The following is a 24,552-nucleotide window of genomic DNA, read 5'->3' as shown; positions in this document are numbered from 1 at the left end:
TTTTTTTTTTTAAAAACCATTTGGCGCCCCGGGGGGGGGGGGGGGGGGGGGGGGGGGGGGCCGGGGGCCTCGGTGGTGTCTGGGGTGCGGCCCCAGCCACGCCGCCGGGTCTGACGGCGGAGACCCCGCCCGGGACCCTGCCCGACATGACCGAGCAGGGGGCTCGCAGCCCGGGCTTGCAGGAGTCCGCGATCCCGGCTCGCACGGCCGACGGCGTCGCCCCGGCCGGGAGCGGCCCCGCCGCCGACAGCACCGCCGTCGCGGGCAGCGCGGACACTGCCGGCAGCGTCGCGGAGCCGGGCCGGGAGGGGGACGATGGGGGAGATGTCCCCCCGCCGGCGCCCGCCCGAGCCCGAACCCGTCCGGCCGCGCGCGCCGTCGCGGGGCGAGCGGCTCGAGGCCGTCCTCGAGCGGGACGGCGGCACCTGCACGTGGTGCGGCCGCGGGTTCGGCCCCCTGGTGACGCCGACCACCGACCACGTCGTCCCCCGGGTGAAGGGTGGGCCGTCCTGGGTGGAGAACGAGGTGGCCGCCTGCCGGCGGTGCAACGCCGAGCGCGGCCACCGGTCCCCGGCCGACTGGCTGGAGGAGTGCCTGCGGCGGGGGTGGCCGGCCGACGCGGCGCGGGTGGCGCGGGCGCTGACCGCCCTCGAGGCCGCCATCGCCCGCGAGGGCGGCCAGCGCCGCGCCCGGCCCTATCTCGACGCCCAGCTGCGCCGGCTGCGCCGCCGCGAGGACGGCGGTCGGCGAGCGGCGGGGTGACCCCTCAGAGCTGCTCCCCGGGGCGGGGCCATCCCGATCGGATGGTGGCGGATCACCGGGCCGTGGGCGCGTAGCGTCGCAGCCATGGGCGGTGGGACGGGGGACGTGGCCGGATCGGTGCGGCAGATCTCGGTCTACCCGGTGAAGAGCCTGGGTGGCCGGGTCGTGGCGGAGGTGGAGGTCGGGCCGGCCGGGCTCGCCGGTGACCGCGCGTGGGCCGTGGTCGACGCCGGCACGGGGGAGCGGGTGACGGTCAAGGGCACCCCGGCCATGGCCGGGGTCGTGGCCACCGGGGACGCGGAGGCCGACACGATCGCCCTCACCGAGGTGCTCGGCCGGCCGGTGCGGCTGGACCGCGCAGGCGCACCCCAGGTCGACGCGGCGGCGGTGCACCTGGTCAGCCGCGCCGCCATCGCCCGCGCCGCGGCCGGCGAGGTGCCCGAGGGCTGCTCGGCCGACGACCCGCGGGCCAACCTGCTGCTGGACGTGCCCGAGGGCGAGGACGAGCGGAGCTGGGTCGGCCGGACCCTCCGGATCGGCGAGGTCGAGCTCGTCGTGACCCGCACCCCCAAGCACTGCCTGGGCGTCTACGCCGACGTCCGCACACCCGGCCGCATCGCCGCGGGCGACCCGGTCCGCCTGGCCGCCGACGCCGGCTGAGCGGTCGTCAGCGGCCGGCTCGTGGCCCGGGCGGCTCCACGCCGCCATCCCCGCCGACCGCCGGCGTGGCACCGGACCGGCGGGGTGCCGGGATCACGGGGGCGCGCTTCTGCGGCGGCCGCGGCGGTGCGGCCGCACGGACGGCGGCCGGCGGCCTGCGGCGGGCGTCGAGCACCCGGACGACGAGCTTGCCGAGCTCCCACAGGACCAGCAGCCCGAGGGCGGGCACCAGGGCCCAGCCGAACTGGCCCAGGGTGATGGGGGTGGTGTCCAGCAGCCGCTGGAAGACGTCCATCTGGGTCACCAGGACCGCCAGCGCGAACTCGGCGAGCAGCGTCCAGTTCAGCTGCCTGCTGTCGAAGGTGTCGACCGTCAGCACCGTCGCGGTCTCGCTGCGGCACTCGAGGGCCGCCACGATGAGCGACAGCGAGAACGAGGTGAACGCGACCGACCGGGCCACCTCGAGGCTCCCGAACGCGGTGGTCCCGACGGCGATCAGCAGCAGCAGGCCGACGGTGACCACCAGGCCGGTGAGGGCGACGGTGGCGACCAGCCGCCGGGTCAGCAGGGCGTCGCCGCGCGGGCGCGGGCGGGCCTCCATGAGTCCCGGCGACTCCCGGTCGAAGCCGAGCGCCAGACCGAACGCGGCGTTGACGAAGAAGTGGATCCAGAGAACCTGGGCGGGCGTGAAGGGCTCCCCGGCGGCGATGTCGAACAGCGCCGCGCCCAGGAACGTCAGCACGAAGACGACGAGCAGCACGAGGACGAAGCGGATGTACTTGGTGAGGTTGTCGTAGATCTTCCGGCCCTGCTCGACCGCGAAGACGATCGTGGCGAAGTCGTCGTCGGAGAGGATCATCCGGCCGGCGTTCTTGGCGACGTCGGTACCGCTGCCCATGGCGATCCCGATGTCGGCGGCCTTGATCGCCGGCGCGTCGTTGACGCCGTCGCCGGTCATCGCGACCACGTCGCCCTTCTTCTTCAGCGTCTCGACCAGCAGCACCTTGTGCTCGGGGGCCACCCGGCCGACGACGCCGATGCGCTCGATGCGGAACAGCCGCTCGTCCTCCGGCAGGGCGGCAAACTCCTCCCCGAGGACGGCCTCGCCGGGGATGCCGAGCTGCCCGGCGATGGCCGCGCCGGTGACCACGTCGTCCCCGGTGACCATGCGCACCCGGATGTGGGCGGCCTGGGCGCGCTCGACGGCCGCCTTCGACTCCGCCCGGGGCGGGTCGACCATCGCGACCAGGCTGGTCATCTCCAGGTCGGTGAGGTACGCGTCGAGGTCGCCGGCCGGGTCGAAGTCGCCCGGGTCGAGGTCCCGGACGGCGGCGGCCATGACGCGCTGCCCGGCCCGGCCCATGCGCTCCACGTGGGCCTGCGCCCGCTCCTGGACGGTCGCGTCCCAGGGCACGGGACCCGCCGCGGACCACGCGGTGGCCGCCCGCGCCATCACCGCCGGGGCGGCGCCCTTGACGAAGCACCGGACGACCGGCCGCCCGTCCGCGGCGGTGGTGCGGTGGAACGTCGCCATCAGCTTGATCGAGGGGTCGAACGGCAGCGTGGCCAGCCGCGGCAGCCGCTCCCGGGTCGCGTCGACGTCCAGGCCGGCCTTGTGGGCGAGCACCAGCAGCGCGCCCTCGGTGGGGTCACCGACCACCCGGCCGTCGACGAGCTGCGCGTCGTTGGCGACGACGTACGGCAGGATCACGCCCTCGATCGACGGGTTGGTGCCCGCGGCGTGGTGCACCCGGCCCGCCAGGTCGTAGCCGCTGCCGGAGACGGTGTAGCGGTCGCCGGCGTCCACGACCTCGACGACGGTCATCTGGTTCATCGTCAGCGTGCCGGTCTTGTCCGAGTTGATCGCGGACGTGAAGCCGAGCGTCTCGACCGAGGGCAGCTCCTTGACGATGGCGTTGCGCGCGGCCAGGTCCACCCCGCCGAGCGAGAGGATCATCTGGGTCACGGTCGGCAGCGCCTCGGGGACCGCGGCGATCGCCAGGGCGACGGCGCTGACGAACAGCACGTCCCACGCCTCGCCGCGGGCGCGGCCGAGGGCGAACATCACGACCATCGTCAGGCCGGCCGCGGCGGCGATCCACAGCGTGAGGCGGTCCAGCTCGGCGGTCAGCGGCGTCTTGTCCCGGGCCTTCGCCGAGAGCATCGCCGAGATCCGGCCGAGCTCGGTGTCGGCGCCCGTGGCCGTGACGACCACGGTGCCGCTGCCGTGCGTGACCGGCGTGTTCATGAACGCCATGTCCGACTGGTCGCCCGGGCCGAGCCCGGAGCCGTCGAGGGTCCGGGCGTCCTTGGCCGCGGGGACGCTCTCCCCGGTGAGCGCGGACTCGTCGATCTGCAGGGCGCTGGCCTCGACGATGCGCCCGTCGGCCGGCACCTGGTCGCCGGCGGACAGCAGGACGACGTCACCCACGACGACGTCCTCGGCGGGGATCTCGGCGGCCTCGCCGTCCCGGCGGACCCGCGCGGTCGCCTCGAGCATCGACCGCAGCGCGTTCATGGCGCTCTCGGCCTTGCCCTCCTGGCGCAGCCCGATGACCGCGTTGAGCACGGTGAGCACGAGCAGGAGCACCGCGGTGCCCCACTCGGCGACCAGCAGGGAGACCAGCGCGGCGGCGACCAGGATGACCTGCATGTAGCTGCGGTACTCCTGGAGGAAGCGGAGCCAGCCCGGCGTCCGCCGCTCCTCGGGCAGCGCGTTGGGGCCGTCCGCGCGCAGCCGCTCCGCCGCCGCGGCGGCCGTCAGGCCGACGGCGACGTCGACCCCGAGGGCCTGCGCCACCTCGGCCGGAGACCGCGCGTACCAGTCCTCCCGGCCGGCGCGCGGGGCCAGCCCGGTCCGAACCGTCGTCTGTCGTCCCGGCGCGGTCACCGGGTCACGCCCTGTTCTTCCTCGCGCTGCCCGCCGCCCGCTTGCCCCCGCGCCCGCCGTCGTGGACGTGGTGCCGGTGCCCGTTCCCGTGCCCGTGTCCCGTGGCGTCGTGTGCGGCCGCGTAGGGGTCGGGCGCGGCCCCGGACGGCGCCTCTGCCTCCAGCGACCGCTTGACGTCGGCGAGGTCGCGGACGACGTCCTCGCCGACCACCGGGTAGTGCGGGTCGAGCTCGATCAGCGTGTGGGCGAGCACCGCGCCGGCGCAGATGCGGGCGAACCACTTGCGGTCGGCCGGGACGACGTACCAGGGCGCCCACTCGGTGCTGGTCACCGAGAGCATCCGGGAGAATGCGAGCTGGTAGTCGTCCCACCGCTGCCGCTCCCGGGCGTCGGCGGCCGAGAACTTCCAGTTCCGCTCGGGGACGTCGATCCGCTTGAGGAAGCGGACCCGCTGCTCCTCCTTGGAGAGGTTGAGGAAGAGCTTCACCACCGAGATGCCGTTCTCGACCAGGTAGCGCTCCCAGTCGTTGATCTCCCTGTAGCGGCGGTGCCACAGCTCCTCGTGCCCGTCTGTCTCGGGCAGCCGCTGCCGGGCGAGCGCCTCGGGGTGCACCCGGACGACGAGGACCTCCTCGTAGTGCGAGCGGTTGAAGATCCCGATCTCCCCCCGGGCGGGCAGCCGGCACGCGTAGCGCCACAGGTAGTCGTGGTCGAGCTCGGCCGCCGACGGCACCTTGAAGCTGCTGACGTGCACGCCCTGCGGGTTCACCCCGCTCATCACGTGCCGGATGGTGCCGTCCTTGCCGCCGGCGTCGAGCGACTGCAGGCAGACCAGGACCCCGTGCGTGCGCTGGGCGGCCAGCCGGGCCTGGTACTCGGCGAGCAGGGCGATGCCGTTCTGCATCAGCTGCCGCCCGTCCTCCTTCCGGACCATGTCGGAGCGGTAGCCGGGGTCGAAGTCCCTGGCGAGCTCGACCGTCCTGCCCGGCTCCACCCGGAGCGGCTCGATGAACGTGGCGATGCGCTGCGCGCGCTCGTCGGTCACCGTCGCCATCGCGACCACCTCCTGCCCGGCGCCGGCCGAGATTGCCTGCCGACCCCGGGCGGTCGCCTCCTCCCGTCGGGGTGAACCCGCGCGGCCCGTGTCCCCGCCCCGGCCGGCCCCGGCCACGCCGTCGTCCCGGGGGCACCGGAGGCCGCGCACTACGCTCGGGTCATCCGTTCGCCGATCCTCTGGAGCGCTCTCGTGTCGACCCCGCCCTCGCCCACCGCCGTCGGTCCCGTCCAGGTGCCGGCCGGGACGACGGCCCAGGACGCGCTCAAGGCGGCGGGCGTCCCGCTCAAGGGCCCCGACGGCGCGGTCGTCGTCCGCGACGTGGCGACCGGGGAGCTGAAGGACCTCGCCTGGGTGCCCGACGCCGACGCGGAGGTCGAGCCGGTGCCCGCGGCCAGCCCCGAGGGCCGCGCGGTGATCCGGCACTCGACGGCGCACGTGCTCGCCCAGGCGGTGCAGGACCTGTTCCCCGGCACCCGCCTGGGCATCGGCCCGCCGGTGGAGAACGGCTTCTACTACGACTTCGACCCCGAGCGGCCGTTCACCCCCGAGGACCTCAAGGCCCTCGAGAAGCGGATGCAGGAGATCGTCAAGGCCGGGCAGCGGTTCGCCCGCCGCGAGATCGACGACGCCGACGCGCAGACGGAGCTCGCGCACGAGCCGTACAAGCTCGAGCTGATCGGGCTGAAGGGTGGGGCGGGGGAGTCCTCGGATGACGGCGCCTCCGTGGAGGTCGGCGGCGCGCAGCTGACCATGTACGACAACCTCGACGCGCGCACCGGCGACCGCGTCTGGACCGACCTGTGCCGCGGCCCCCACCTGCCGCGCACCTCCACCATCCCGGCGTTCAGCCTCACCCGGTCGGCGGCGGCCTACTGGCGGGGCAGCGAGAAGAACCCCCAGCTGCAGCGCATCTACGGCACCGCCTGGGAGAGCCGCGAGGCGCACAAGGCGTACCTGGAGCACCTGGCCGAGGCCGAGCGCCGCGACCACCGGCGCCTCGGCGTCGAGCTGGACCTGTTCAGCTTCCCCGACGAGATCGGCTCCGGGCTGGCGGTGTTCCACCCGAAGGGCGGCGTCGTCAAGCGGGAGATGGAGGACTACGTCCGCCGCCGGCACATCGAGGAGGGCTTCGACTACGTCGGGACGCCGCACATCAGCAAGCGCGGCCTGTTCGAGACCTCCGGGCACCTGCCGTACTACGCCGACACGATGTTCCCGCCGATGGAGCTGGAGAACAGCGAGTACTACCTCAAGGCGATGAACTGCCCGATGCACAACCTGGTCTTCCGGTCGCGCGGGCGGTCCTACCGCGAGCTGCCGCTGCGCTTCTTCGAGTTCGGGTCGGTGTACCGGTACGAGAAGTCCGGCGTCGTCCACGGCCTGACCCGGGTGCGCGGGCTGACCCAGGACGACTCGCACAGCTACGTCACGCCCGAGCAGGCGCCGGGTGAGATCCGTCACCTGCTGGCCTTCGTCCTCGGCCTGCTGCGCGACTTCGGCCTCGACGACTACTACCTGGAGCTGTCCACCCGCGGCGACTCGGACAAGTTCATCGGCTCCGACGAGGAGTGGGAGGCCGCCACCCGCGTGCTCCAGGAGGCCGCGGAGGAGACCGGCCTGGAGCTCGTCCCCGACCCGGGCGGCGCGGCGTTCTACGGCCCGAAGATCTCGGTGCAGGCGCGGGACGCGATCGGCCGCACCTGGCAGATGTCGACCATCCAGTACGACTTCAACCAGCCGGCCCGCTTCGGCCTGGAGTTCAGCGCCGCCGACGGCACCCGGCAGCAGCCGGTGATGATCCACTCGGCGAAGTTCGGCTCCATCGAGCGGTTCTTCGGCGTCCTCACCGAGCACTACGCCGGCGCGTTCCCGGCGTGGCTGGCCCCGGTGCAGGTGGTCGGCATCCCGGTCACCGACGAGCAGGTGCCCTACCTGACCGACGTCGCGCTGCGGCTGCGTGTCCACGGCCTCCGGGTCGAGGTCGACGACTCCGACGACCGGATGCAGAAGAAGATCCGCACCGCGAGCAAGCAGAAGGTGCCGTTCGTGCTCATCGCCGGGGCCACCGACGCCGAGGCCGGCGCGGTGTCCTTCCGCTTCCGCGACGGCAGCCAGCACAACGGCGTGCCCGTCGACCAGGCGGTCGCCGCGATCGCCCAGTGGGTGGCCGAGCGCGCGAACGTCGACCCGACCGCGGACGCGCTGGTGGCCGGATGAACACCGGCGCGGAGGAGGTCTTCCGGGTCGCCGTCCCCAGTGACGACGGCGGCCCGGCCACGGTCTTCGAGCACCTGTGGACGCCGTACCGGATGGCCTACATCCGGGGCGAGGGCAAGCCCACGGGCGCGCACGACTGCCCGTTCTGCCTGATCCCGCAGATGGACGACGAGGAGGGGCTGGTCGTCGCGCGCGGCGAGCTCGTCTTCGCGGTGCTCAACCTGTACCCGTACAACGCCGGGCACCTGATGCTCGTGCCGTACCGGCACGTGCCCGACTACACCGACCTCACCCCCGCCGAGGTCGCCGAGCTCGGCTGGTTCACCCAGACGGCGATGCGCGTGGTGCGCGCGGTCTCCGGGGCGCACGGGTTCAACATCGGGATGAACCAGGGATCGGTCGCCGGCGCCGGCATCGCCGACCACCTGCACCAGCACGCCGTGCCCCGCTGGGGCGGGGACACCAACTTCATGCCGGTCATCGGGCTCACCCGCGTGCTGCCGCAGGTGCTCCGGGAGACGCGCGCGCTGCTGGCCCAGCACTGGCCCGCCGACGGCGCCCCCGTCCCGGCCCGGGAGGACTGAGTGCTCGGCATCAACGCCCGGGCGGCCGTCGGCCGGTTCTGGGCGCCGGTGGTCACGCGGTTGCTGCGCCTCGGCGTCACCGCCGACATGGTGACCGCGACCGGCACCCTGGGCGCGGTCGCCGGGGCCGTGGGGCTGATCGCCACCGGGCACCTGTTCTGGGGCGCGTTCACCGTCACCGTCTTCGTGCTGCTGGACATGCTCGACGGCGCACTGGCCCGTGCCCGCGGCGGCGGGTCGCTGTTCGGCGCGGTCCTGGACTCCACCGGCGACCGGGCCGCCGACGCGGCGATCTTCGGGGCGCTGGTGTGGTGGTACTCGGGCGCGGGCGACAACCGGCTCCTGGTCCTGCTCGCGCTGCTCTGCCTCGTGCTCGGGGTGCTCACCTCCTACGTCAAGGCCCGCGCCGAGGGGGTGGGCCTGCGCTGCGACGTCGGCATCGTGGAGCGCACCGAGCGGCTGATCCTCGTGCTCGTCGGCACCGGGTTCACCGGCCTCGGCATCCCGTACGCCCTGCACGTCATGTTGTGGGTGCTGCTGGTGGGCAGCGCCGTCACCGTGGGCCAGCGGTTCGCCGCCGTCCACCGGGCCGGTCGCGGCCGGCCGCTGCCCTCGGCACCGCCGCCCGGAGAGACCGCGCCGTGAGTGACGCCTCCCCGGCCGGGACCGGGCCGGGGCCCTCGCCCGGCCTGGCGGTGGTGCCCGGCCGGCCGGGCCTGCGGGCCCGGGTGGGCGCCCTGGCCACCGACCTCGGCTTCGCCGCCGGGTGGGGCGCGGTCCGGCTGCTGCCCGAGCCGGTGGCCCGCGGGGGCTTCGACGCCGCCGGGCGGTGGGCCGCCGGCCGGCGGGGCCGCGGGGTCCGGCAGCTGCGCGCCAACCTCCGGGTGGCCACCGGGGGTCGGCTGACCGACGACGAGCTCGACCGGCTCACCACCCGGGCGGTGCGCTCCTACGCCCGCTACTGGCAGGAGGCCTTCCGCCTGCCGCGGCTGTCCGGCGAGCGCATCGTGGCCGGGACCGAGGTCGTCGGCCTCGAGCACCTGGAGCGGGCCCGCAGCCGCGGCGCCGGCCTGGTGATGGTGCTGCCGCACAGCGGGAACTGGGACGCCGCCGGGGTGTGGTTCGTCGACCGCCTGGGCGGCCCCTTCATGACCGTTGCCGAGCGGCTGCGCCCGGAGTCCCTCTACCGCCGCTTCCTCGACTACCGGGAGTCCCTCGGCATGCGGGTGGTGCCGCTGACCGGCGGTCCGCGGCCGAGCACCGAGGTGCTGCGCGAGTGGCTGACCGGCGGCGGCGCGACCTGCCTGCTCGTCGACCGCAACCTCGGGTCCGGCGGCGTGCCGGTGTCCTTCTTCGGCCGGCCCGCCACCCTGCCCGGGGGAGCGGCGCTGCTGGCCGCGCAGACCGGGGCCCCGCTGGTGCCGACGGTCTGCCAGTTCACCCCGCGCGGGTGGCGGCTGGTCTTCTCCCCGGAGGTGCCGGTCGCCGGCCCCGGGCGGCTGCGCGACCGGGTCACCACGGCGATGCAGGGCGTGGCCGACGCGTTCGCCGCGGGCATCGCCGCCCAGCCCGAGGACTGGCACGTGCTCGGCCGCATCTGGCCCGACGTGCCACCGGACGACGTCCCCGCGGGCGCGGTCCGCTGATGCGGATCGGGCTGGTCTGCCCCTACCAGTGGGACGTCCCCGGCGGCGTCCAGTACCACGTGCGTGACCTGGCCGAGACCCTGCGCGGGCTGGGCCACCACGTCGAGGTGCTGACCCCCGCCGAGCGCGAGGAGTCGCTGCCGGCCGAGCACGTCACGTGGGCCGGGCGCACGGTGCCGGTCCCTTACAACGGCTCGATGGCCAGCGTGCAGTTCGGGCCGGTCTCCGCCGCGCGGGTGCGCCGCTGGCTGCGGGAGGGGCACTTCGACGTCGTCCACGTCCACGACCCGGCGCCGCCGTCCATCGGGTTGCTGGTCTGCATGATCGCCAAGGGGCCGATCGTGGCGACGTTCCACGCCGCGACCATCCGCTCCAAGTGGCTGGCGGCCTGGGGGCCGGTCATCCGGCCGTGGCTGGAGCGGATCAGCGGCCGGATCGCCGTCTCCGACTTCGCCCGCCGGGTGCAGGTGGAGCACCTGGGCGGGGACGCGGTGATCATCCCCAACGGCGTGCACGTCGGCGCCTTCGCGACCGGGCCGACCCTGCCCGGGCACACCCGGGGGGTCGACGGGCCCACCATCGGCTTCCTCGGCCGGTACGACGAGCCGCGCAAGGGCCTCCCGGTGCTGCTGGAGGCGATGCGCACCGTCGTCCGGCGGCACCCGGGGGCGCAGCTGCTCATCGCGGGCCGCGGCGACCCGGACGAGGTGCGCGAGCTGCTCGGCGACGACCTGCGCCCGCACGTCTCCCTGCTCGGGGTGCTCAGCGAGGAGGAGAAGGGCGCCTTCCTGCGCTCGGTGGACGTGTACTGCGCGCCTAACCTGCTGGGGGAGTCCTTCGGCATCATCCTCATCGAGGCCATGGCCGCCGGGGCGCCCATCGTCGCCAGCGACCTCGACGCCTTCGCCGCGGTGCTGGAGGACGGCGCGGCCGGGGTGCTCGTCCGCCGCGGCGACTCCCGGCAGCTGGCCTCGGCCCTGTCGGACCTGCTGGCCGACCCGGCGAAGCGGGACCGGCTGTCGGCCGCCGGCTCGCGGGCGGCCGCCTCCTACGACTGGTCGGTGGTCGCCCGCCGGATCCTGGCCGTCTACGAGACCGTGGTCCTGCCGGGCGCGGGTGAGGTGACCGCCTCGGAGGACGACGAGCTGGCCGCGCTGCCCGAGGTGCGGAACGAGGACGACGACTCCGGCGACGCCCCGCTGCGGTCGGCCCTGCGCCGGTGGGTGCAGCGATAGCCTTCCCCGTCGTGACCCCCGACGTCTGGCTGCTGTGCGCGGTCGCGGCGGTCCTCGTGCTGCTGGCGGTCTGGGCGGGCTGGACGCTGACCCGGCTGCGCCGCCTGGAGACGCGCGCCGACCGCGCCTGGACCGCCCTCGACACCCAGTTGCGGCGGCGGGCGGGACTGGCCGCGGAGCTGGCCCGGGAGCACCCCGCCGCGGTGGGGGAGGAGCGGGCCGCCCGGCTGGCCGCGGCCGCGGCCGGGGCGCGCAACGTGCCTGCCGGGGACCGCGAGCTCGCCGAGAACGCGCTGGGCCGCGAGCTGCGCGAGCTGCCGGCCGACCTGCCCGGCGTGCCCGCCGCGCTGCGCGCCGACCTCGAGGGCACCGCCACCCGCATCGGGCTGGCGCGGCGGTTCTACAACGACGCGGTCCGCGACACCCACCTGCTGCGCACCCGGCGGCTGACCGGGCTGCTGCGGTTGCACGCCTCCCGCCCGCTGCCCCGCTTCTTCGACATCGAGGACGGCCTGCGCGAGGTCACCAGCAGCGCATCCGGGGGCGGCCGGCCGCGGTCCTGAGGGCCGTAGCATCGCTGCGCACACTCCCGTCGAGTCTTGAGGCAGCATCCCGTGGCAGAGCACAGCGTGACCGACCCCCGTACCGCAGGTCCCGAGGCCGGCACCGGCACCGAGGGCGTCAAGCGCGGCATGGCCGAGCAGCTCAAGGGCGGCGTGATCATGGACGTGGTCACCCCCGAGCAGGCCCGCATCGCCGAGGACGCCGGGGCGGTCGCCGTCATGGCACTCGAGCGGGTGCCGGCCGACATCCGTGCCCAGGGCGGGATCGCGCGGATGAGCGACCCGGACATGATCGCCGGGATCATCGACGCCGTCTCCATCCCGGTGATGGCCAAGGCGCGGATCGGGCACTTCGTCGAGGCCCAGGTGCTACAGAGCCTCGGGGTCGACTACATCGACGAGTCGGAGGTGCTCACCCCGGCCGACGAGGCCCACCACATCGCCAAGAGCGAGTTCACCGTGCCGTTCGTCTGCGGCGCCACCGAGCTCGGCGAGGCGCTGCGCCGGATCGCCGAGGGCGCGGCGATGATCCGCTCCAAGGGCGAGGCCGGCACCGGCAACGTCGTCGAGGCGGTGCGGCACATGCGGGCCATCCGGGCCGGCATCCGCCGTCTGGGTACCCTCGACGAGACCGAGCTGTTCGTCGCCGCCAAGGAGCTGCGCGCCCCGTACCCCCTCGTCGCCGAGGTGGCCCGCCTGGGCAAGCTGCCGGTCGTGCTGTTCACCGCCGGCGGCATCGCCACCCCCGCCGACGCCGCGATGATGATGCAGCTGGGTGCCGAGGGGGTGTTCGTCGGCTCGGGCATCTTCAAGTCCGGCGACCCGGCGCAGCGGGCCGCGGCGATCGTGCAGGCCACCACGTTCTTCGACGACCCGGCGGTCATCGCCAAGGTCTCCCGCGGGCTCGGCGAGGCCATGGTCGGCATCAACGTCGCCACCCTGCCCGAGGGCGAGCGGTACGCCACTCGCGGCTGGTGAGCGCCGCCCCGGAGCAGCTCCGGGGCCCTACTCTCGCGCCGTGACGGTGGAGTCCGCGCGCGTCGACGACCGGCCGGGGCGGGTCCGCCGGCTCCCGGGCCCGCCCGGCCGCATCGCCGGCCTGGACCTCGCCCGCGGGCTCGCCGTCCTGGGCATGTTCGGGGCGCACCTCGGGGTCACCGGGGACCTCGGCTCGGCGCCGTCCACGTGGCCGTCGGTGGTGGAGGGCCGGTCCTCGGTGCTGTTCGCCACGCTCGCCGGGGTGTCGATCGCGCTGCTGTCCGGCGGCGTCTCCCCGGCCTCCGGCCGGGAGCTCGCCCGGGCCCGCACGCGCATCCTGGTGCGCGCGGCCTGGGTCTTCGCGATCGGCGGCGTGCTGGAGGTCCTCGGCACGTTCGTCGCGGTCATCCTCGGCGTCTACGCGGTGCTGTTCGTCCTGGCGCTGCCCTTCCTCCGCTGGTCCCGCCGGTGGCTGCTGCTCCTGGCCGGCGTCATCGCGCTGGCCGGGCCGTTCCTCGTGCTGGAGGCCGGCCAGTGGGTCACCGCCCAGGAGCGGTCGCGGTCGGCGCTGGCCGCCCTGACCGTCACCGGCACCTACCCGGCGCTGATCTGGTGGGCGTTCGTGCTCGTCGGCCTGGCCGTCGGGCGCAGCGACCTGCGCTCGGCCGGGGTGCGGGCCGCGCTGGTCGCCGGCGGGACGTTCGCGGCCGTGGCCGGCTACGGCGGCGGCTGGCTCAGCACGCGCTGGGTGGACGCGCAGCGCCCCCTCACCGGCATGGCGCAGGGCTTCGGCCGGGACGGCGCCTGGGAGCCGGCCTGGTTCGCCGGGGCCGAGCCACACAGCGGGACGCCGTTCGAGGTGGTGGGCGCGGCCGGGGTCGCCGTCGCGGTCATCGGCCTGTGCCTCGTCCTCGCCGACGTCCTCCCGTGGCCGGTCTGGCCGCTGGCCGCCGTCGGGGCGATGGCCCTGTCGGTCTACACCGCGCAGATCGTCGCCATCTGGCTGTTGGACCTGCCCGTCCAGCCGGGCTGGGACGTGTGGGTGCGCTTCACCGTGACCGCCGTGGTGGTCGCCGCGGTCTGGCGGCTGCGGCTCGGACGGGGGCCGCTGGAGCGGCTGCTGACCTGGAGCTCGACGCGGGCGGCCGGGCCGTAGCCTGGGCGGTCGTGCCCGAGATCCGCGTTCCCGTCATCGGCGTGCTGGCCCTGCAGGGCGACGTCCGTGAGCACCTGGCCGCGGCGCGCGCGCTCGGCGCGGAGGCGGTGCCCGTGCGCCGTCCCGAGGAGCTGGCCGGCGTCGACGGCGTGGTCCTCCCCGGCGGCGAGTCGACGACGATCGGCAAGCTGGCCGCCCGGTTCGGGCTGCTCGAACCGCTGCGCGCCGCCATCGCCGGCGGGCTGCCGGCCTACGGCTCGTGCGCCGGGATGATCCTGCTCGCCGACCGGCTGCTCGACGCCCCGCCCGACCAGGTGACCGTCGGCGGGCTCGACGTGACCGTGCGGCGCAACGCCTTCGGCCGGCAGGTGGACTCCTTCGAGTCCGAGGTCGCCCTCGAGGGACTGACCGGAGGACCGGTGCACGCGGTGTTCATCCGGGCGCCGTGGGTCGAGGAGGCCGGGCCGGGGGTGCAGGTGCTCGGGCGGGTCGTCGGTGGTGAGGCCGACGGTAGGATCGTCGCGGTCCGCCAGGGGAACCAGGTGGCCACCAGCTTCCACCCCGAACTGACCGGGGACCGCCGGGTGCACGCGCTGTTCGTCGACATCGTCCGCCGTCACCTGGCCCAGCAGGCCGGCGCGGACGCCGGGGACGAGAGGGGTATGTCGTGAGCGGCCATTCCAAGTGGGCGACGACGAAGCACAAGAAGGCCGGCATCGACGCCAAGCGCGGCAAGCTCTTCGCCAAGCTGATCAAGAACATCGAGGTCGCCGCCCGCACCGGCGGCGGTGACCCCGCCGGCAACCCGACGCTGTTCGACGCCATCCAGAAGGCGAAGAAGAGCTCGGTGCCCAACGACAACATCGACCGGGCGGTCAAGCGCGGCGCGGGCCTGGAGGCCGGCGGCGTGGACTACCAGGGCATCACCTACGAGGGCTACGCCGCCGGCGGTGTCGCCGTCCTGGTCGAGTGCCTCACCGACAACAAGAACCGGTCGGCGATGGAGGTGCGCACGGCCATGACCCGCAACGGCGGGTCGATGGCCGACCCGGGCTCGGTCGCCTACCTCTTCTCCCGCAAGGGCGTCGTGGTCGTGCCGAAGACCGACACCGTCGACGAGGACACCGTGCTCATGGCCGTGCTCGACGCCGGCGCCGAGGAGGTCCGGGACCAGGGCGACTCGTTCGAGGTGGTCAGCGAGCCCACCGACCTGGTCGCCGTCCGCACCGCCCTGCAGGACGCCGGCATCGACTACGACTCCGCCGAGGCCGGCTTCGTGCCGAGCGTGACCGTCGAGCTCGACGAGGAGGCGGCCGGCAAGGTCTTCCGCCTCATCGACGCCCTCGAGGACTGCGACGACGTGCAGAACGTCTACGCCAACTACGACGTCTCCGACGAGGTCCTCGAGCGGGTCGGCTGACGACTCGTCGTCCCCTCTGGTCCCGCCCTGTCCCGCGCGGGTCCCGGCGCGCTGGTCCGCGCGGTCGCCCGTGCCGACCTGGTCGCGCTGCTGCGCCGGCCGGACCCCGGGCGGCGCCGCGGATCGCCATCGGCGTCGGCTGGACCGCGTGTTGCCTGGCTCCCCGTCGGTGGGGGCGGTTAGCGTGGGTCGAACACCAGTTCGGTCAACGGCAGGAGGGGCTCCATGCGGGTGCTCGGCATCGATCCGGGCCTCACCCGGTGCGGGTGGGGTGTGGTCGACGGGCGGCCCGGCGCGCGGCCGGTCGCGGTCGGCGTGGGCGTGGTCCGCACCGCCGCTGAGCTCGACCTCGAGCTGCGGCTGCTCGAGCTGCACACCGCGGTGACGGCGCTGCTGCGCGAGCACCGGCCCGACGTCGTGGCCATCGAGCGGGTGTTCACCCAGAACAACAAGGGCACCGCCACGGGCACGGCGCAGGCGGCCGGCGTCGCCGCGCTGGCCGCGGCCCAGGCCGACCGCCCCGTCGCCTGGCACACCCCCAGCGAGGTCAAGGCCGCGATCTCCGGCAGCGGCCGCGCCGACAAGGAGCAGGTCACCCTGATGGTCACCCGCGTGCTGGGCCTGGCGTCCGCGCCGAAGCCCGCCGACGCCGCCGACGCGCTGGCCCTGGCCGTCTGCCACGTCTGGCGGGGCCCGGCGCAGCAGCGGCTGCGGGTGGCGGCGCTGGCCGGTGGCATCGGCGCCCCGGTGCGGTCCACGACCCTGCCGCGGTGGACGGGGGTCTCACGGTGACCGGTCAGGGGAGCGGCCTCGCCGCGACGGGAGGAGCGCGGTGATCGCCAGTGTGAGCGGCCGCGTCGCGGCGGTCTCGCCCGACGGCGCCGTGGTCGAGGTCGGCGGCATCGGCCTGGCGGTGCAGTGCACGCCGGGCACCATCGCCCGGCTGCAGGTGGGGGAGAGCGCCCGGCTGTCGACCAGCCTGGTGGTCCGGGAGGACAGCCTCACCCTCTACGGCTTCGCCGACGACGACGAGCGGCAGCTGTTCGAGCTGCTGCAGACCGCCAACGGCGTGGGGCCGCGGCTGGCCCAGGCGGTGCTGGCGATCCACCCGCCGCGCGAGGTGCGCCGCGCGGTCTCGATGGCCGACGTCAAGGCGCTCATGCAGGTGCCCGGCATCGGCAAGAAGGGCGCCGAGCGGCTGATCCTCGAGCTCCGCGACCGGCTGGGTGCCACCACGACCGACACCCAGCTGGACGGGCCGGCGGCCGTCGGGCTGCCCCCGGTCACCCCGGTCGCGCCGTGGCGGGACCAGCTCGCCTCCGCCCTCGTGGGGCTGGGCTGGACCAGCAAGGAGGCCGACGGCGCCGTCGCCGCGCTGGCGCCGATCGCCGATGAGCAGATCGTGGCCACCGGGTCGGTCGAGGTCGCCGTCCTGCTGCGCCAGGCGCTGCGGATGCTGGGCCGGCCGTGAGCGGGCCGTTCGACCGGCCGCTGTCGGCCGCCGACGCGGGGGCCGGCCGGTACGAGCCGGTGACGGCGGAGGCCGGTGACGAGGAGCGGGTCGTCGAGTCCGCGCTGCGGCCGCACTCGCTGGCCGACTTCATCGGCCAGCCCAAGGTGGCCCGCCAGCTCGACCTGGTCCTGGAGGGCGCGAAGCGGCGCGGCCGGCCGCCGGACCACGTGCTGCTGTCCGGCCCGCCCGGGCTCGGCAAGACCAGCCTGGCGCTGATCATCGGCTCCGAGCTCGGCACGTCGGTGAAGATCACCAGCGGGCCGGCCATCGAGCGCTCCGGTGACCTGGCGGCCATGCTGTCCAACCTCGCACCCGGCGACGTCCTGTTCATCGACGAGATCCACCGGATCGCCCGGCCTGCCGAGGAACTGCTCTACATGGCGATGGAGGACTTCCGGGTCGACGTCGTCGTCGGCAAGGGGCCCGGCGCGACCGCCATCCCGCTGGAGATCAACCCGTTCACCCTGGTCGGGGCCACCACCCGGGCCGGTCTGCTCACCGGCCCCCTGCGCGACCGGTTCGGGTTCGTCGGGCAGATGGAGTTCTACGAGCCGGCCGAGCTGCAGCAGGTGCTGGCCCGCAGCGCCTCGCTGCTCGGCGTCGAGCTGACCGAGGCGGGGTCGGCGGAGATCGCCGGGCGCTCCCGCGGCACGCCCCGGATCGCCAACCGGCTGCTGCGCCGGGTGCGCGACTACGCCGAGGTCCGGGCCGACGGGCGGGTGACCCGCGACGTCGCCCAGGCCGCGCTGGCCCTCTACGACGTCGACCACCTCGGCCTGGACCGGCTCGACCGCGCCGTCCTGGAGGCGCTGGTCATGCGCTTCGGCGGTGGCCCGGTCGGCGTCGCCACGCTGGCGGTCGCCGTGGGGGAGGAGCCGCACACCGTCGAGGAGGTGTGCGAGCCGTTCCTCGTCCGCGCCGGCCTGCTCGCCCGCACGCCCCGTGGTCGCGTGGCCACCGAGGCCGCCTGGCAGCACCTGGGCCAGCCGGTCCCGCGGGGCGGCGTCCCCCTCGGGCGGGTCACGACAGACCCACAGGCCCCGGGATCGTCGTCAGAGACGCTCTTCGACGCCTAGACTGCGGGGCGCTGGCGCGCAACCCGTCCGGCCGCGGCCGCGCGCGTCCCGCCCGGTCGCCGTGCCCGGAGGTCTGCGTGCCCCGCAGCCGACGCACCCGAGCGGTCCCGTCCCGGACCGTACCCACCGCGCCAGCACCGCGCGGTAGAGAGGCACATCAGTCGTGGAGCAGTACTTCCCGCTCGTCCTCCTGGCCCTGGCCTTCGTCCTGCTCATCGTCCTGCCGGCCCGGCAGCGCAAGCGGGTGCAGGCCCAGGCCCAGGCGATGCAGGAGTCGCTGACCCCGGGCACGCCGGTGATGACCACCGCCGGTCTGCACGGCACGGTCGTCGCCCTCGGGGACACCACCGTGGACCTGGAGATCGCGCCCGGGGTCGTCGTCACCTTCGCCCGGCAGGCGATCCTCGAGGTCCGCAAGCCCGCCGTCGCGGGCCCGACCGCCACCGACGGCCCCGTCCTGCCCGGGGACGACGCCACCGGTCCGGCCGACGGCGGTCCGGCCGGCCGCGCCCAGTAGGCCGGAGCGCCCCGTGGCCCAACGCCATCTCCCTGCGCGCCGGTACTTCGGCGCCTTCCTCCTGATCGTGGCCGTCCTCTACGGCCTGGTCTTCTTCACCGGCGACACCCGCACGCCCCAGCTCGGGCTGGACCTGCGCGGGGGGACGACGGTCACGCTCACGGCTCGCACCCCCGACGGCCAGGCGCCGGACCCCGAGGACCTCGAGCTGGCCCGCCAGATCATCGAGCAGCGGGTCAACGGCCTCGGTGTCGCCGAGGCCGAGGTGGTGACCGAGGGCGACACGAACATCGTCATCTCCGTGCCCGGGGACGACGGCGACCAGGCCCGCGAGCTCGGCCAGACAGCGCAGCTGCGGTTCCGCCCGGTCGTGGCCGGCCCGGAGGCGGCGGCCCCGGCGGAGGGGGGCGCGGAGTCCACCGACGCCGCGACGCCGACCGACGAGGCCACGCCCACCGACGCGGCCACCCCGACGGACGCGGCGGCCGACCCTGCCGTCCCGACCACCGACGCCGCGCCGAGCGACGCCGTCGAGGACCCGGCGCTGGACCCGAACGCCCCTCCGGTCACGCAGGAGCAGGCCCAGGCGGCGTACGCGACCCTCACCTGCGAGGGCGAGTCGACCGGCGCGGTCGACCGGTCCGAGGACCACGTCGCGGCCTGTTCGGAGGACGGCACCACCAAGTACCTCCTCGGCCCGGCCATCCTCGAGGGCACCGACATCGTCGACGCCAGCGCCGGCACCCAGTCGACGACCGGCGAGTGGGTCGTCCTGCTGGACTTCAACGCCACCGGCCAGGAGACCTGGGCCACCTACACCGCGGCCAACGTGGGCAAGAACGTCGCCTTCACCCTCGACGGCCGGGTCGTGTCCGCCCCGACCATCCAGGGCGCCATCAACGGGCAGACGACGATCACCGGCCAGTTCGACCAGACCAGCGCCGAGCAGCTGGCCAACCAGCTGCGCTATGGGGCCCTGCCGCTGACCTTCGAGCAGGCCACCGCGCAGTCCATCTCCACCGAGCTCGGCGCCGAGCAGCTGCGGGCCGGCCTCATCGCCGGGGCGATCGGCATCGCGCTGGTCTTCGTGTACGCGCTGCTCTACTACCGGCTGCTGGGCCTGGTCATGATCGCCAGCCTCGTGCTGTCGGCGGTGGTCGTCTACGGCGTGCTGGTCCTGCTGGGCCGGCAGATCGGGTTCACGCTGAGCCTGGCCGGCATCGCCGGGTTCATCGTGTCGATCGGCATCACGGCGGACTCGTTCGTCGTCTACTTCGAACGCCTCAAGGACGAGATCCGGGAGGGCCGCACCCTGCGGTCCGCGGTGCCCCGCGCCTGGGTCCGGGCCCGCCGGACGATCCTGTCGGCCGACGCCGTCAGCTTCCTGGCCGCCGCGATCCTCTACGTGCTGGCCATCGGCGACGTGAAGGGCTTCGCGTTCACCCTGGGCATGTCCACGGTGCTCGACCTGGTCGTCGTCTTCCTCTTCACCCACCCGCTGATGGCGGTGCTGGCCCGCTTCAAGAGCTTCGGCAGCAGCCGCTTCTCCGGCCTCGGCAGCAACCTCGACCGGCCCGGGCGACCGGCCGGCCGGCGGCCCGCCGGAGACCGGCAGCTGGTGGCCGCCACCAGCGGGGCGAGCGCCACCGCGCAGGACAGGAGCGACTCATGACCGGCCGCGACGACGAGCTGCCGGTGGGCACCGACGCCGACGAGGCGCGGGACGCCTCCCGCGCTGCGGCCGACGCCGCGGCGGCAGCGGACGACGCCGCCCTCGACGAGGCCGGCCTGCCGCACGAGGGCGAGCGCGGCCCCCGCCGTCCCGCCCGCCGGGCGTCGCTGGCACACCGCCTCTACAACGGTGAGGCGGGGCTCGACGTCGTCGGCCGCAGCCGGCTCATCTACCGCATCACCGCGGTCGTCGTGCTGCTGTGCCTGCTGGCGATCGTCTTCCGCGGCTTCAACTTCGGCATCGACTTCGCCGGCGGCAACAGCTTCCGGCTCCCGGGCACCGAGCAGCAGCTGGAGCAGGTCCGCGAGGCGGCCGAGGACGCCGGGGCCGACGTCGCCAGCGCCCAGGTCGTCGGCGGGAACACCGTGCTGCTGCGCACGGGCGCGCTGGACAACGACGAGGAGCGCGCGGTCGTCGACGCGGTGGCCGACGCCGCCGGCATCGACGCGAGCCAGGTGAGCCCGGAGTCGGTCAGCGCCGAGTGGGGCCGGGACATCACCGACCAGGCCGTGTTCGCCCTGATCGTCTTCCTGGTCGCCGTGACCCTGTTCCTCGCGGTCCGGTTCCAGCCGAAGATGGCGATCGGTGCCATGGCCGCCCTGGTCCACGACATCGTGGTCACCGCGGGCGTCTACGCCCTGGTCGGGTTCGAGGTCACGCCGTCGACGGTCATCGGGTTCCTGACCATCCTCGGGTTCTCCCTCTACGACACCGTCGTCGTCTTCGACAAGGTCGACGAGAACACCAAGGACGTCGTCCGCAGCGCGCGGATGACCTGGGGCGAGGCCGCCAACCTGGCGGTCAACCAGACCCTCATGCGGTCGATCAACACCTCGGTGATCGCGCTGCTGCCGGTGGCCGGCCTGCTGTTCGTCGGCGCCGGGCTGCTCGGGGTCGGCACGCTCAAGGACCTCGCGCTGGTCCTGTTCGTCGGTCTGGCCGCCGGCACCTACTCCTCGATCTTCCTGGCGACCCCGATCGTGGCCGACCTCAAGGCCCGCGAGCCCGAGGTGCAGGCGCTGCGCAAGCGGGTGCAGGCCCGGCGGGCCTCGCAGGGCCGCGACGGCGGTGCCCGCACCGAGCCGGGTGCGGCGCCCGTGGCCAGCGCCCGGCGCGCGGCCGGTGCGGCCCGCCGGTCCGGCGGCGTCGCCCTCGCCGAGCGCGAGGAGGACCTCGGGCCGGCCCAGGCCGACGTGGTGGTGGAGTCGCCGGCGTCGGTGCGGCCCGAGCCGCGCGCCGGCGGCGCGACCGCGCCGCGGCCGGGTGCCCGGCCGCAGCGCCCGGGCCGCCCGGCCGGGGGGAAGAAGCGGCGATGAGCGCCGAGCCGGTCGACGAGGCCGCGGTGGTGCCCCTCGACGAGCTGATCGCCGGTCTCACCGTGGACGTGCCCGACCACCCCGAGCCGGGTGTGGTCTTCCGCGACCTCACGCCGGTGTTCGCCGACGGTGCCGCCTTCCGGCGGATGGTCGACGGCCTGGCCGCGCCGCAGCTGTCCGACCCCCGCGCCGCCGCGCTCGGCGACGGGGACGACGGGCCGGGCTTCGACGTCGTCGTCGGTGTGGAGGCCCGTGGCTTCCTGCTGGCCGCGGCCGTCGCCCTGGACGCGGGCGTCGGCGTGGTGCCGGTCCGCAAGGCGGGCAAGCTGCCGCGGGAGCGGATCGCCGCGGACTACGAGCTGGAGTACGGCACGGCGACGCTGGAGCTGCACGCCGACTCGATCCGGCCGGGCCAGCGGGTCCTGGTCGTCGACGACGTGCTGGCCACCGGGGGCACCCTGGACGCGGCCGTCGCCCTCGTCGAGCGGCTCGGCGGCGTGGTGACGGCGATCTCGGTGGTCGTGGAGCTGGCCGCGCTCGGCGGTCGTCAGCGGCTGGCGCCCCACACCGTGCACGCCCTCTGGACCACCTGAGAGGGAGCCCGCCGCCCGTCGGGGACGCAGCGACACGCCGTCCGACTAGCATGGTGAGGGTCGTTCCTCCCTACGGCCTGCAGGAGTCGCCATGGGCCCCGACGCCGCCACCAACGTGGCTGCTCCGCGGGCTGACGCCCCGGCGCTCCCCGCGGGCACGGGCAGCGAGTCGCCGCCGGGCACGGGCCAGCGCCCGCCGCTGCCCAGCCGCCCCGCGGTCCGCCGTCCCGACGACGTGGGGTCCGAGCCGCCGGGTGAGAACGAGCCGGCGGGTGTACCGAAGCGGCGGGTCCGCGACCGGCTGGCCCGCCGGATCGTGGCCGGGCAGCGCAGCGGCCTCGTCCGGCCCGTGCTGGAGCCGCTGGCCGCGCTGCACCGCCAGAGCCACCCGAAGGCCGACCTCGCCCTGCTCCAGCGCGCCTACGACGTCGCCGAGAGCGCGCACGCGTCGCAGAAGCGCAAGAGCGGCGACCCGTACATCACCCACCCGCTGGCGGTCGCCACGGTGCTCGCCGGGCTGGGCATGGACACCACCACCCTGGTCGCGGCGCTGCTGCACGACACGGTGGAGGACACCGGCCAGACCCTGGAGTCGATCACCGAGGCCTTCGGTCCCGAGGTCGCCCACCTGGTCGACGGCGTCACCAAGATCGACCGGGTGAAGCTGGGCGACGCCGCCCAGGCCGAGACGATCCGCAAGATGATCGTCGCGATGGCCCGCGATCCACGGGTGCTGGTCATCAAGCTGGCCGACCGGCTGCACAACATGCGCACGCTGCGCTTCCTCCCGCCGGAGAAGCAGGAGAAGAAGGCGCGCGAGACCCTGGAGATCCTCGCGCCGCTGGCCCACCGGCTGGGCATGAACACGATCAAGTGGGAACTCGAGGACCTCGCGTTCGCGACGCTGTACCCGAAGCGCTACGACGAGATCGTGCGGCTGGTCGCCGAGCGCGCGCCCTCGCGCGACACCTACCTGGCCGAGGTCACCTCCGCGGTGACCGAGCAGCTCAAGGCCGCGAAGATCGAGGCGGTCGTCACCGGCCGGCCCAAGCACTACTACTCGATCTACCAGAAGATGATCGTCCGCGGCCGCGACTTCGCCGACATCTGGGACCTCGTCGGCATCCGGATCCTGGTCGACTCGGTGCGCGACTGCTACGCGGCGCTGGGCATCATGCACGCGCACTGGCAGCCGGTGCCCGGCCGGTTCAAGGACTTCATCGCGATGCCGAAGTTCAACATGTACCAGTCGCTGCACACGACGGTGATCGGCCCGCAGGGCAAGCCGGTGGAGCTGCAGATCCGCACCCACGACATGCACCGCACCGCCGAGTACGGCATCGCCGCGCACTGGAAGTACAAGGAGAAGGCGAAGGCCGGCGGCCGGCCGGTGCCGGGCGAGTTCGGCGCCAGCAAGACCGGGTCGCCGGACGACATGCTGTGGCTGCGCCAGTTGCTGGACTGGCAGCGAGAGGCGCAGGAGCCCGGCGAGTTCCTGGAGACGCTGCGCTACGACCTCGGTCCGCAGGAGGTCTTCGTCTTCACGCCCAAGGGCGACGTGGTGAGCCTGCCCGGCGACTCCACCCCGGTCGACTTCGCCTACGCGGTGCACACCGAGGTGGGGCACCGCTGCATCGGCGCCCGCGTCAACGGCGCGCTGGTGTCGTTGGACAGCAAGCTGACCAACGGCGACGTCGTGGAGATCTTCACGTCCAAGTCGCCGACGGCAGGTCCGTCGAAGGACTGGCTGTCCTTCGTCGGCTCCTCCCGCGCGCGCACCAAGATCCGGCAGTGGTTCACCAAGGAGCGCCGCGAGGACGCCGTCGAGGCGGGCAAGGACGCGCTGACCCGGGCGATGCGCAAGGCCGGGCTCCCGCTGCAGCGGCTGATGGGCGGGGACGCGCTGTCCACCCTGGCCAAGGACCTCCGCTACGCCGACGTCACCGCGCTGTACGCGGCGGTGGGGGAGAACCAGATCTCCGCGTCCTCCATCGTGGAGAAGCTGATCGCCGCCCTGGGCGGGACCGAGGGCGCGGTCGAGGACATCGCGGAGACCACCATCCCGATGCGCCGTCCGGCGCACCGGCGTCCGGCCGGCGGGGACCCGGGCATCGTCGTCCACGGCATGAGCGACGTGTGGGCGAAGCTGGCCAAGTGCTGCACCCCGGTCCCGGGGGACGACGTCCTGGGCTTCGTCACCCGCGGAGGCGGCGTGAGCGTGCACCGCACCGACTGCACCAACGCCGAGGACCTCAAGCGCAAGCCTGAACGTCTGGTCGAGGTCGAGTGGGCCAGCCAGCCCGGCTCGGTGTTCCTCGTCGCCATCCAGGTCGAGGCACTCGACCGGCACCGGCTGCTCTCCGACGTGACCAAGGCGCTGGCCGACGAGCGGGTCAACATCCTGTCGGCGTCGGTGCAGACCAGCCGCGACCGGGTGGCGGTCAGCCGGTTCACCTTCGAGCTGGCCGACCCGGCGCACCTGGGCGCGGTGCTGCAGACGGTGCGCAACGTCGACGGCGTCTTCGACGTCGAGCGCGTCACTGCCTGACAGGGCGGACGTCGGCGGGAGCGCCGGGGGCCGACCGGGGACCCTTCCCCTGCGGAAGCTCGTGCTCTGCCCATCGTGGTGGGCAGAGC

22 protein-coding genes are annotated in these 24,552 nt (G+C 74.6%); 20 read left to right on the top strand and 2 right to left on the bottom strand.

The window, feature by feature from the left end; genetic code table 11:
* Window positions 1-324 precede the first annotated feature (324 nt).
* Window positions 325-762, top strand: coding sequence for an HNH endonuclease (locus tag ACI78Q_RS22030; protein ID WP_456925600.1), 438 nt, complete (start codon window positions 325-327; stop codon window positions 760-762).
* An 84-nt stretch (window positions 763-846) separates the two neighbouring features.
* Window positions 847-1,422, top strand: coding sequence for an MOSC N-terminal beta barrel domain-containing protein (locus ACI78Q_RS22025; protein ID WP_456925599.1), 576 nt, complete (start codon window positions 847-849; stop codon window positions 1,420-1,422).
* Between the two features lie 7 nt (window positions 1,423-1,429).
* Here the strand turns inward: ACI78Q_RS22025 and ACI78Q_RS22020 are convergent, their stop codons facing one another.
* Both ACI78Q_RS22020 and ACI78Q_RS22015 read right to left on the bottom strand, forming a co-directional pair.
* Entirely contained in the window at window positions 1,430-4,312 is a 2,883-nt protein-coding gene (locus tag ACI78Q_RS22020; RefSeq protein ID WP_456925598.1) for a cation-translocating P-type ATPase, read from the bottom strand.
* 4 nt (window positions 4,313-4,316) lie between these two features.
* Window positions 4,317-5,366, bottom strand: a complete 1,050-nt coding sequence (locus ACI78Q_RS22015) for a PPK2 family polyphosphate kinase (RefSeq protein WP_456925597.1) — start codon at window positions 5,364-5,366, stop codon at window positions 4,317-4,319.
* Window positions 5,367-5,558: 192 nt separating this feature from the next.
* Here ACI78Q_RS22015 and thrS point away from each other — a divergent pair, with 192 nt between their 5' ends.
* From thrS to ACI78Q_RS21925, 18 genes are all read left to right on the top strand, one after another.
* Window positions 5,559-7,586: a threonine--tRNA ligase gene (gene thrS / locus ACI78Q_RS22010; protein WP_456925596.1), complete on the top strand. Its 2,028-nt coding sequence runs from the start codon at window positions 5,559-5,561 to the stop codon at window positions 7,584-7,586.
* Window positions 7,583-8,170 carry an HIT domain-containing protein gene (locus ACI78Q_RS22005; RefSeq protein ID WP_456925595.1) on the top strand — a complete coding sequence of 196 codons (588 nt, stop codon included), beginning with the start codon at window positions 7,583-7,585 and terminating at the stop codon, window positions 8,168-8,170. The genes thrS and ACI78Q_RS22005 overlap by 4 nt, the downstream gene beginning before the upstream one ends.
* On the top strand, window positions 8,171-8,815 hold the full coding sequence (pgsA, locus tag ACI78Q_RS22000) for a phosphatidylinositol phosphate synthase (RefSeq protein ID WP_456925594.1): 645 nt from the start codon (window positions 8,171-8,173) through the stop codon (window positions 8,813-8,815).
* The gene (locus ACI78Q_RS21995; RefSeq protein ID WP_456925593.1) at window positions 8,812-9,816 is read left to right on the top strand and encodes a phosphatidylinositol mannoside acyltransferase; all 1,005 of its coding nucleotides are present in this window, start codon (window positions 8,812-8,814) and stop codon (window positions 9,814-9,816) included. The genes pgsA and ACI78Q_RS21995 overlap by 4 nt, the downstream gene beginning before the upstream one ends.
* Window positions 9,816-11,051 (top strand): glycosyltransferase family 4 protein, encoded by a 1,236-nt coding sequence (locus ACI78Q_RS21990; RefSeq protein ID WP_456925592.1) that lies wholly within the window; start codon window positions 9,816-9,818, stop codon window positions 11,049-11,051. Before ACI78Q_RS21995 ends, ACI78Q_RS21990 begins: the two co-directional genes overlap by 1 nt.
* An 11-nt stretch (window positions 11,052-11,062) precedes the next feature.
* Window positions 11,063-11,614, top strand: coding sequence for a hypothetical protein (locus ACI78Q_RS21985; RefSeq protein WP_456925591.1), 552 nt, complete (start codon window positions 11,063-11,065; stop codon window positions 11,612-11,614).
* Window positions 11,615-11,680: 66 nt separating this feature from the next.
* Window positions 11,681-12,592, top strand: a complete 912-nt coding sequence (pdxS, locus tag ACI78Q_RS21980) for a pyridoxal 5'-phosphate synthase lyase subunit PdxS (RefSeq protein ID WP_456925590.1) — start codon at window positions 11,681-11,683, stop codon at window positions 12,590-12,592.
* 40 nt (window positions 12,593-12,632) lie between these two features.
* Window positions 12,633-13,748, top strand: a complete 1,116-nt coding sequence (locus ACI78Q_RS21975; protein WP_456925589.1) for a heparan-alpha-glucosaminide N-acetyltransferase domain-containing protein — start codon at window positions 12,633-12,635, stop codon at window positions 13,746-13,748.
* An 11-nt stretch (window positions 13,749-13,759) separates the two neighbouring features.
* A complete protein-coding gene (gene pdxT, locus ACI78Q_RS21970; RefSeq protein WP_456925588.1) occupies window positions 13,760-14,419 on the top strand; it encodes a pyridoxal 5'-phosphate synthase glutaminase subunit PdxT in 660 nt (219 codons plus the stop codon).
* The gene (locus ACI78Q_RS21965; protein WP_456925587.1) at window positions 14,416-15,168 is read left to right on the top strand and encodes a YebC/PmpR family DNA-binding transcriptional regulator; all 753 of its coding nucleotides are present in this window, start codon (window positions 14,416-14,418) and stop codon (window positions 15,166-15,168) included. Before pdxT ends, ACI78Q_RS21965 begins: the two co-directional genes overlap by 4 nt.
* 225 nt (window positions 15,169-15,393) lie before the next feature.
* Window positions 15,394-15,960 (top strand): crossover junction endodeoxyribonuclease RuvC, encoded by a 567-nt coding sequence (gene ruvC / locus ACI78Q_RS21960; protein ID WP_456925586.1) that lies wholly within the window; start codon window positions 15,394-15,396, stop codon window positions 15,958-15,960.
* A gap of 40 nt (window positions 15,961-16,000) precedes the next feature.
* Entirely contained in the window at window positions 16,001-16,639 is a 639-nt protein-coding gene (gene ruvA / locus ACI78Q_RS21955) for a Holliday junction branch migration protein RuvA (RefSeq protein WP_456925585.1), read from the top strand.
* Window positions 16,636-17,757 carry a Holliday junction branch migration DNA helicase RuvB gene (ruvB, locus tag ACI78Q_RS21950; RefSeq protein ID WP_456925584.1) on the top strand — a complete coding sequence of 374 codons (1,122 nt, stop codon included), beginning with the start codon at window positions 16,636-16,638 and terminating at the stop codon, window positions 17,755-17,757. The genes ruvA and ruvB overlap by 4 nt, the downstream gene beginning before the upstream one ends.
* 163 nt (window positions 17,758-17,920) lie before the next feature.
* Window positions 17,921-18,274: a preprotein translocase subunit YajC gene (gene yajC / locus ACI78Q_RS21945; RefSeq protein WP_456925583.1), complete on the top strand. Its 354-nt coding sequence runs from the start codon at window positions 17,921-17,923 to the stop codon at window positions 18,272-18,274.
* Between the two features lie 13 nt (window positions 18,275-18,287).
* Window positions 18,288-19,946, top strand: coding sequence for a protein translocase subunit SecD (secD, locus tag ACI78Q_RS21940; RefSeq protein WP_456925582.1), 1,659 nt, complete (start codon window positions 18,288-18,290; stop codon window positions 19,944-19,946).
* Window positions 19,943-21,322: a protein translocase subunit SecF gene (secF, locus tag ACI78Q_RS21935; RefSeq protein WP_456925581.1), complete on the top strand. Its 1,380-nt coding sequence runs from the start codon at window positions 19,943-19,945 to the stop codon at window positions 21,320-21,322. The genes secD and secF overlap by 4 nt, the downstream gene beginning before the upstream one ends.
* A complete protein-coding gene (locus tag ACI78Q_RS21930) occupies window positions 21,319-21,915 on the top strand; it encodes an adenine phosphoribosyltransferase (RefSeq protein WP_456925580.1) in 597 nt (198 codons plus the stop codon). The genes secF and ACI78Q_RS21930 overlap by 4 nt, the downstream gene beginning before the upstream one ends.
* A gap of 91 nt (window positions 21,916-22,006) precedes the next feature.
* Window positions 22,007-24,463 (top strand): RelA/SpoT family protein, encoded by a 2,457-nt coding sequence (locus ACI78Q_RS21925; RefSeq protein WP_456925579.1) that lies wholly within the window; start codon window positions 22,007-22,009, stop codon window positions 24,461-24,463.
* The last annotated feature ends 89 nt before the right edge of the window (window positions 24,464-24,552 follow it).

It is taken from the genome of Geodermatophilus sp. SYSU D00705 (assembly GCF_054050135.1).
The sequence above is the reverse complement of the archived record's forward strand: the minus strand, read 5'-3'. Positions and strand labels throughout refer to the sequence as shown.

Coding starts and splice junctions, on each gene's coding strand:
- ruvC (WP_456925586.1), top strand. CDS start 15,394: ATGCGGGTGCTCGGCATCGATCCGGGCCTCACCCGGTGCGGGTGGGGT.
- ACI78Q_RS21930 (WP_456925580.1), top strand. CDS start 21,319: ATGAGCGCCGAGCCGGTCGACGAGGCCGCGGTGGTGCCCCTCGACGAG.
- ACI78Q_RS22025 (WP_456925599.1), top strand. CDS start 847: ATGGGCGGTGGGACGGGGGACGTGGCCGGATCGGTGCGGCAGATCTCG.
- ACI78Q_RS22030 (WP_456925600.1), top strand. CDS start 325: ATGTCCCCCCGCCGGCGCCCGCCCGAGCCCGAACCCGTCCGGCCGCGC.
- ACI78Q_RS22015 (WP_456925597.1), bottom strand. CDS start 5,366: ATGGCGACGGTGACCGACGAGCGCGCGCAGCGCATCGCCACGTTCATC.
- ACI78Q_RS21990 (WP_456925592.1), top strand. CDS start 9,816: ATGCGGATCGGGCTGGTCTGCCCCTACCAGTGGGACGTCCCCGGCGGC.
- ACI78Q_RS22005 (WP_456925595.1), top strand. CDS start 7,583: ATGAACACCGGCGCGGAGGAGGTCTTCCGGGTCGCCGTCCCCAGTGAC.
- ACI78Q_RS21925 (WP_456925579.1), top strand. CDS start 22,007: ATGGGCCCCGACGCCGCCACCAACGTGGCTGCTCCGCGGGCTGACGCC.
- secF (WP_456925581.1), top strand. CDS start 19,943: ATGACCGGCCGCGACGACGAGCTGCCGGTGGGCACCGACGCCGACGAG.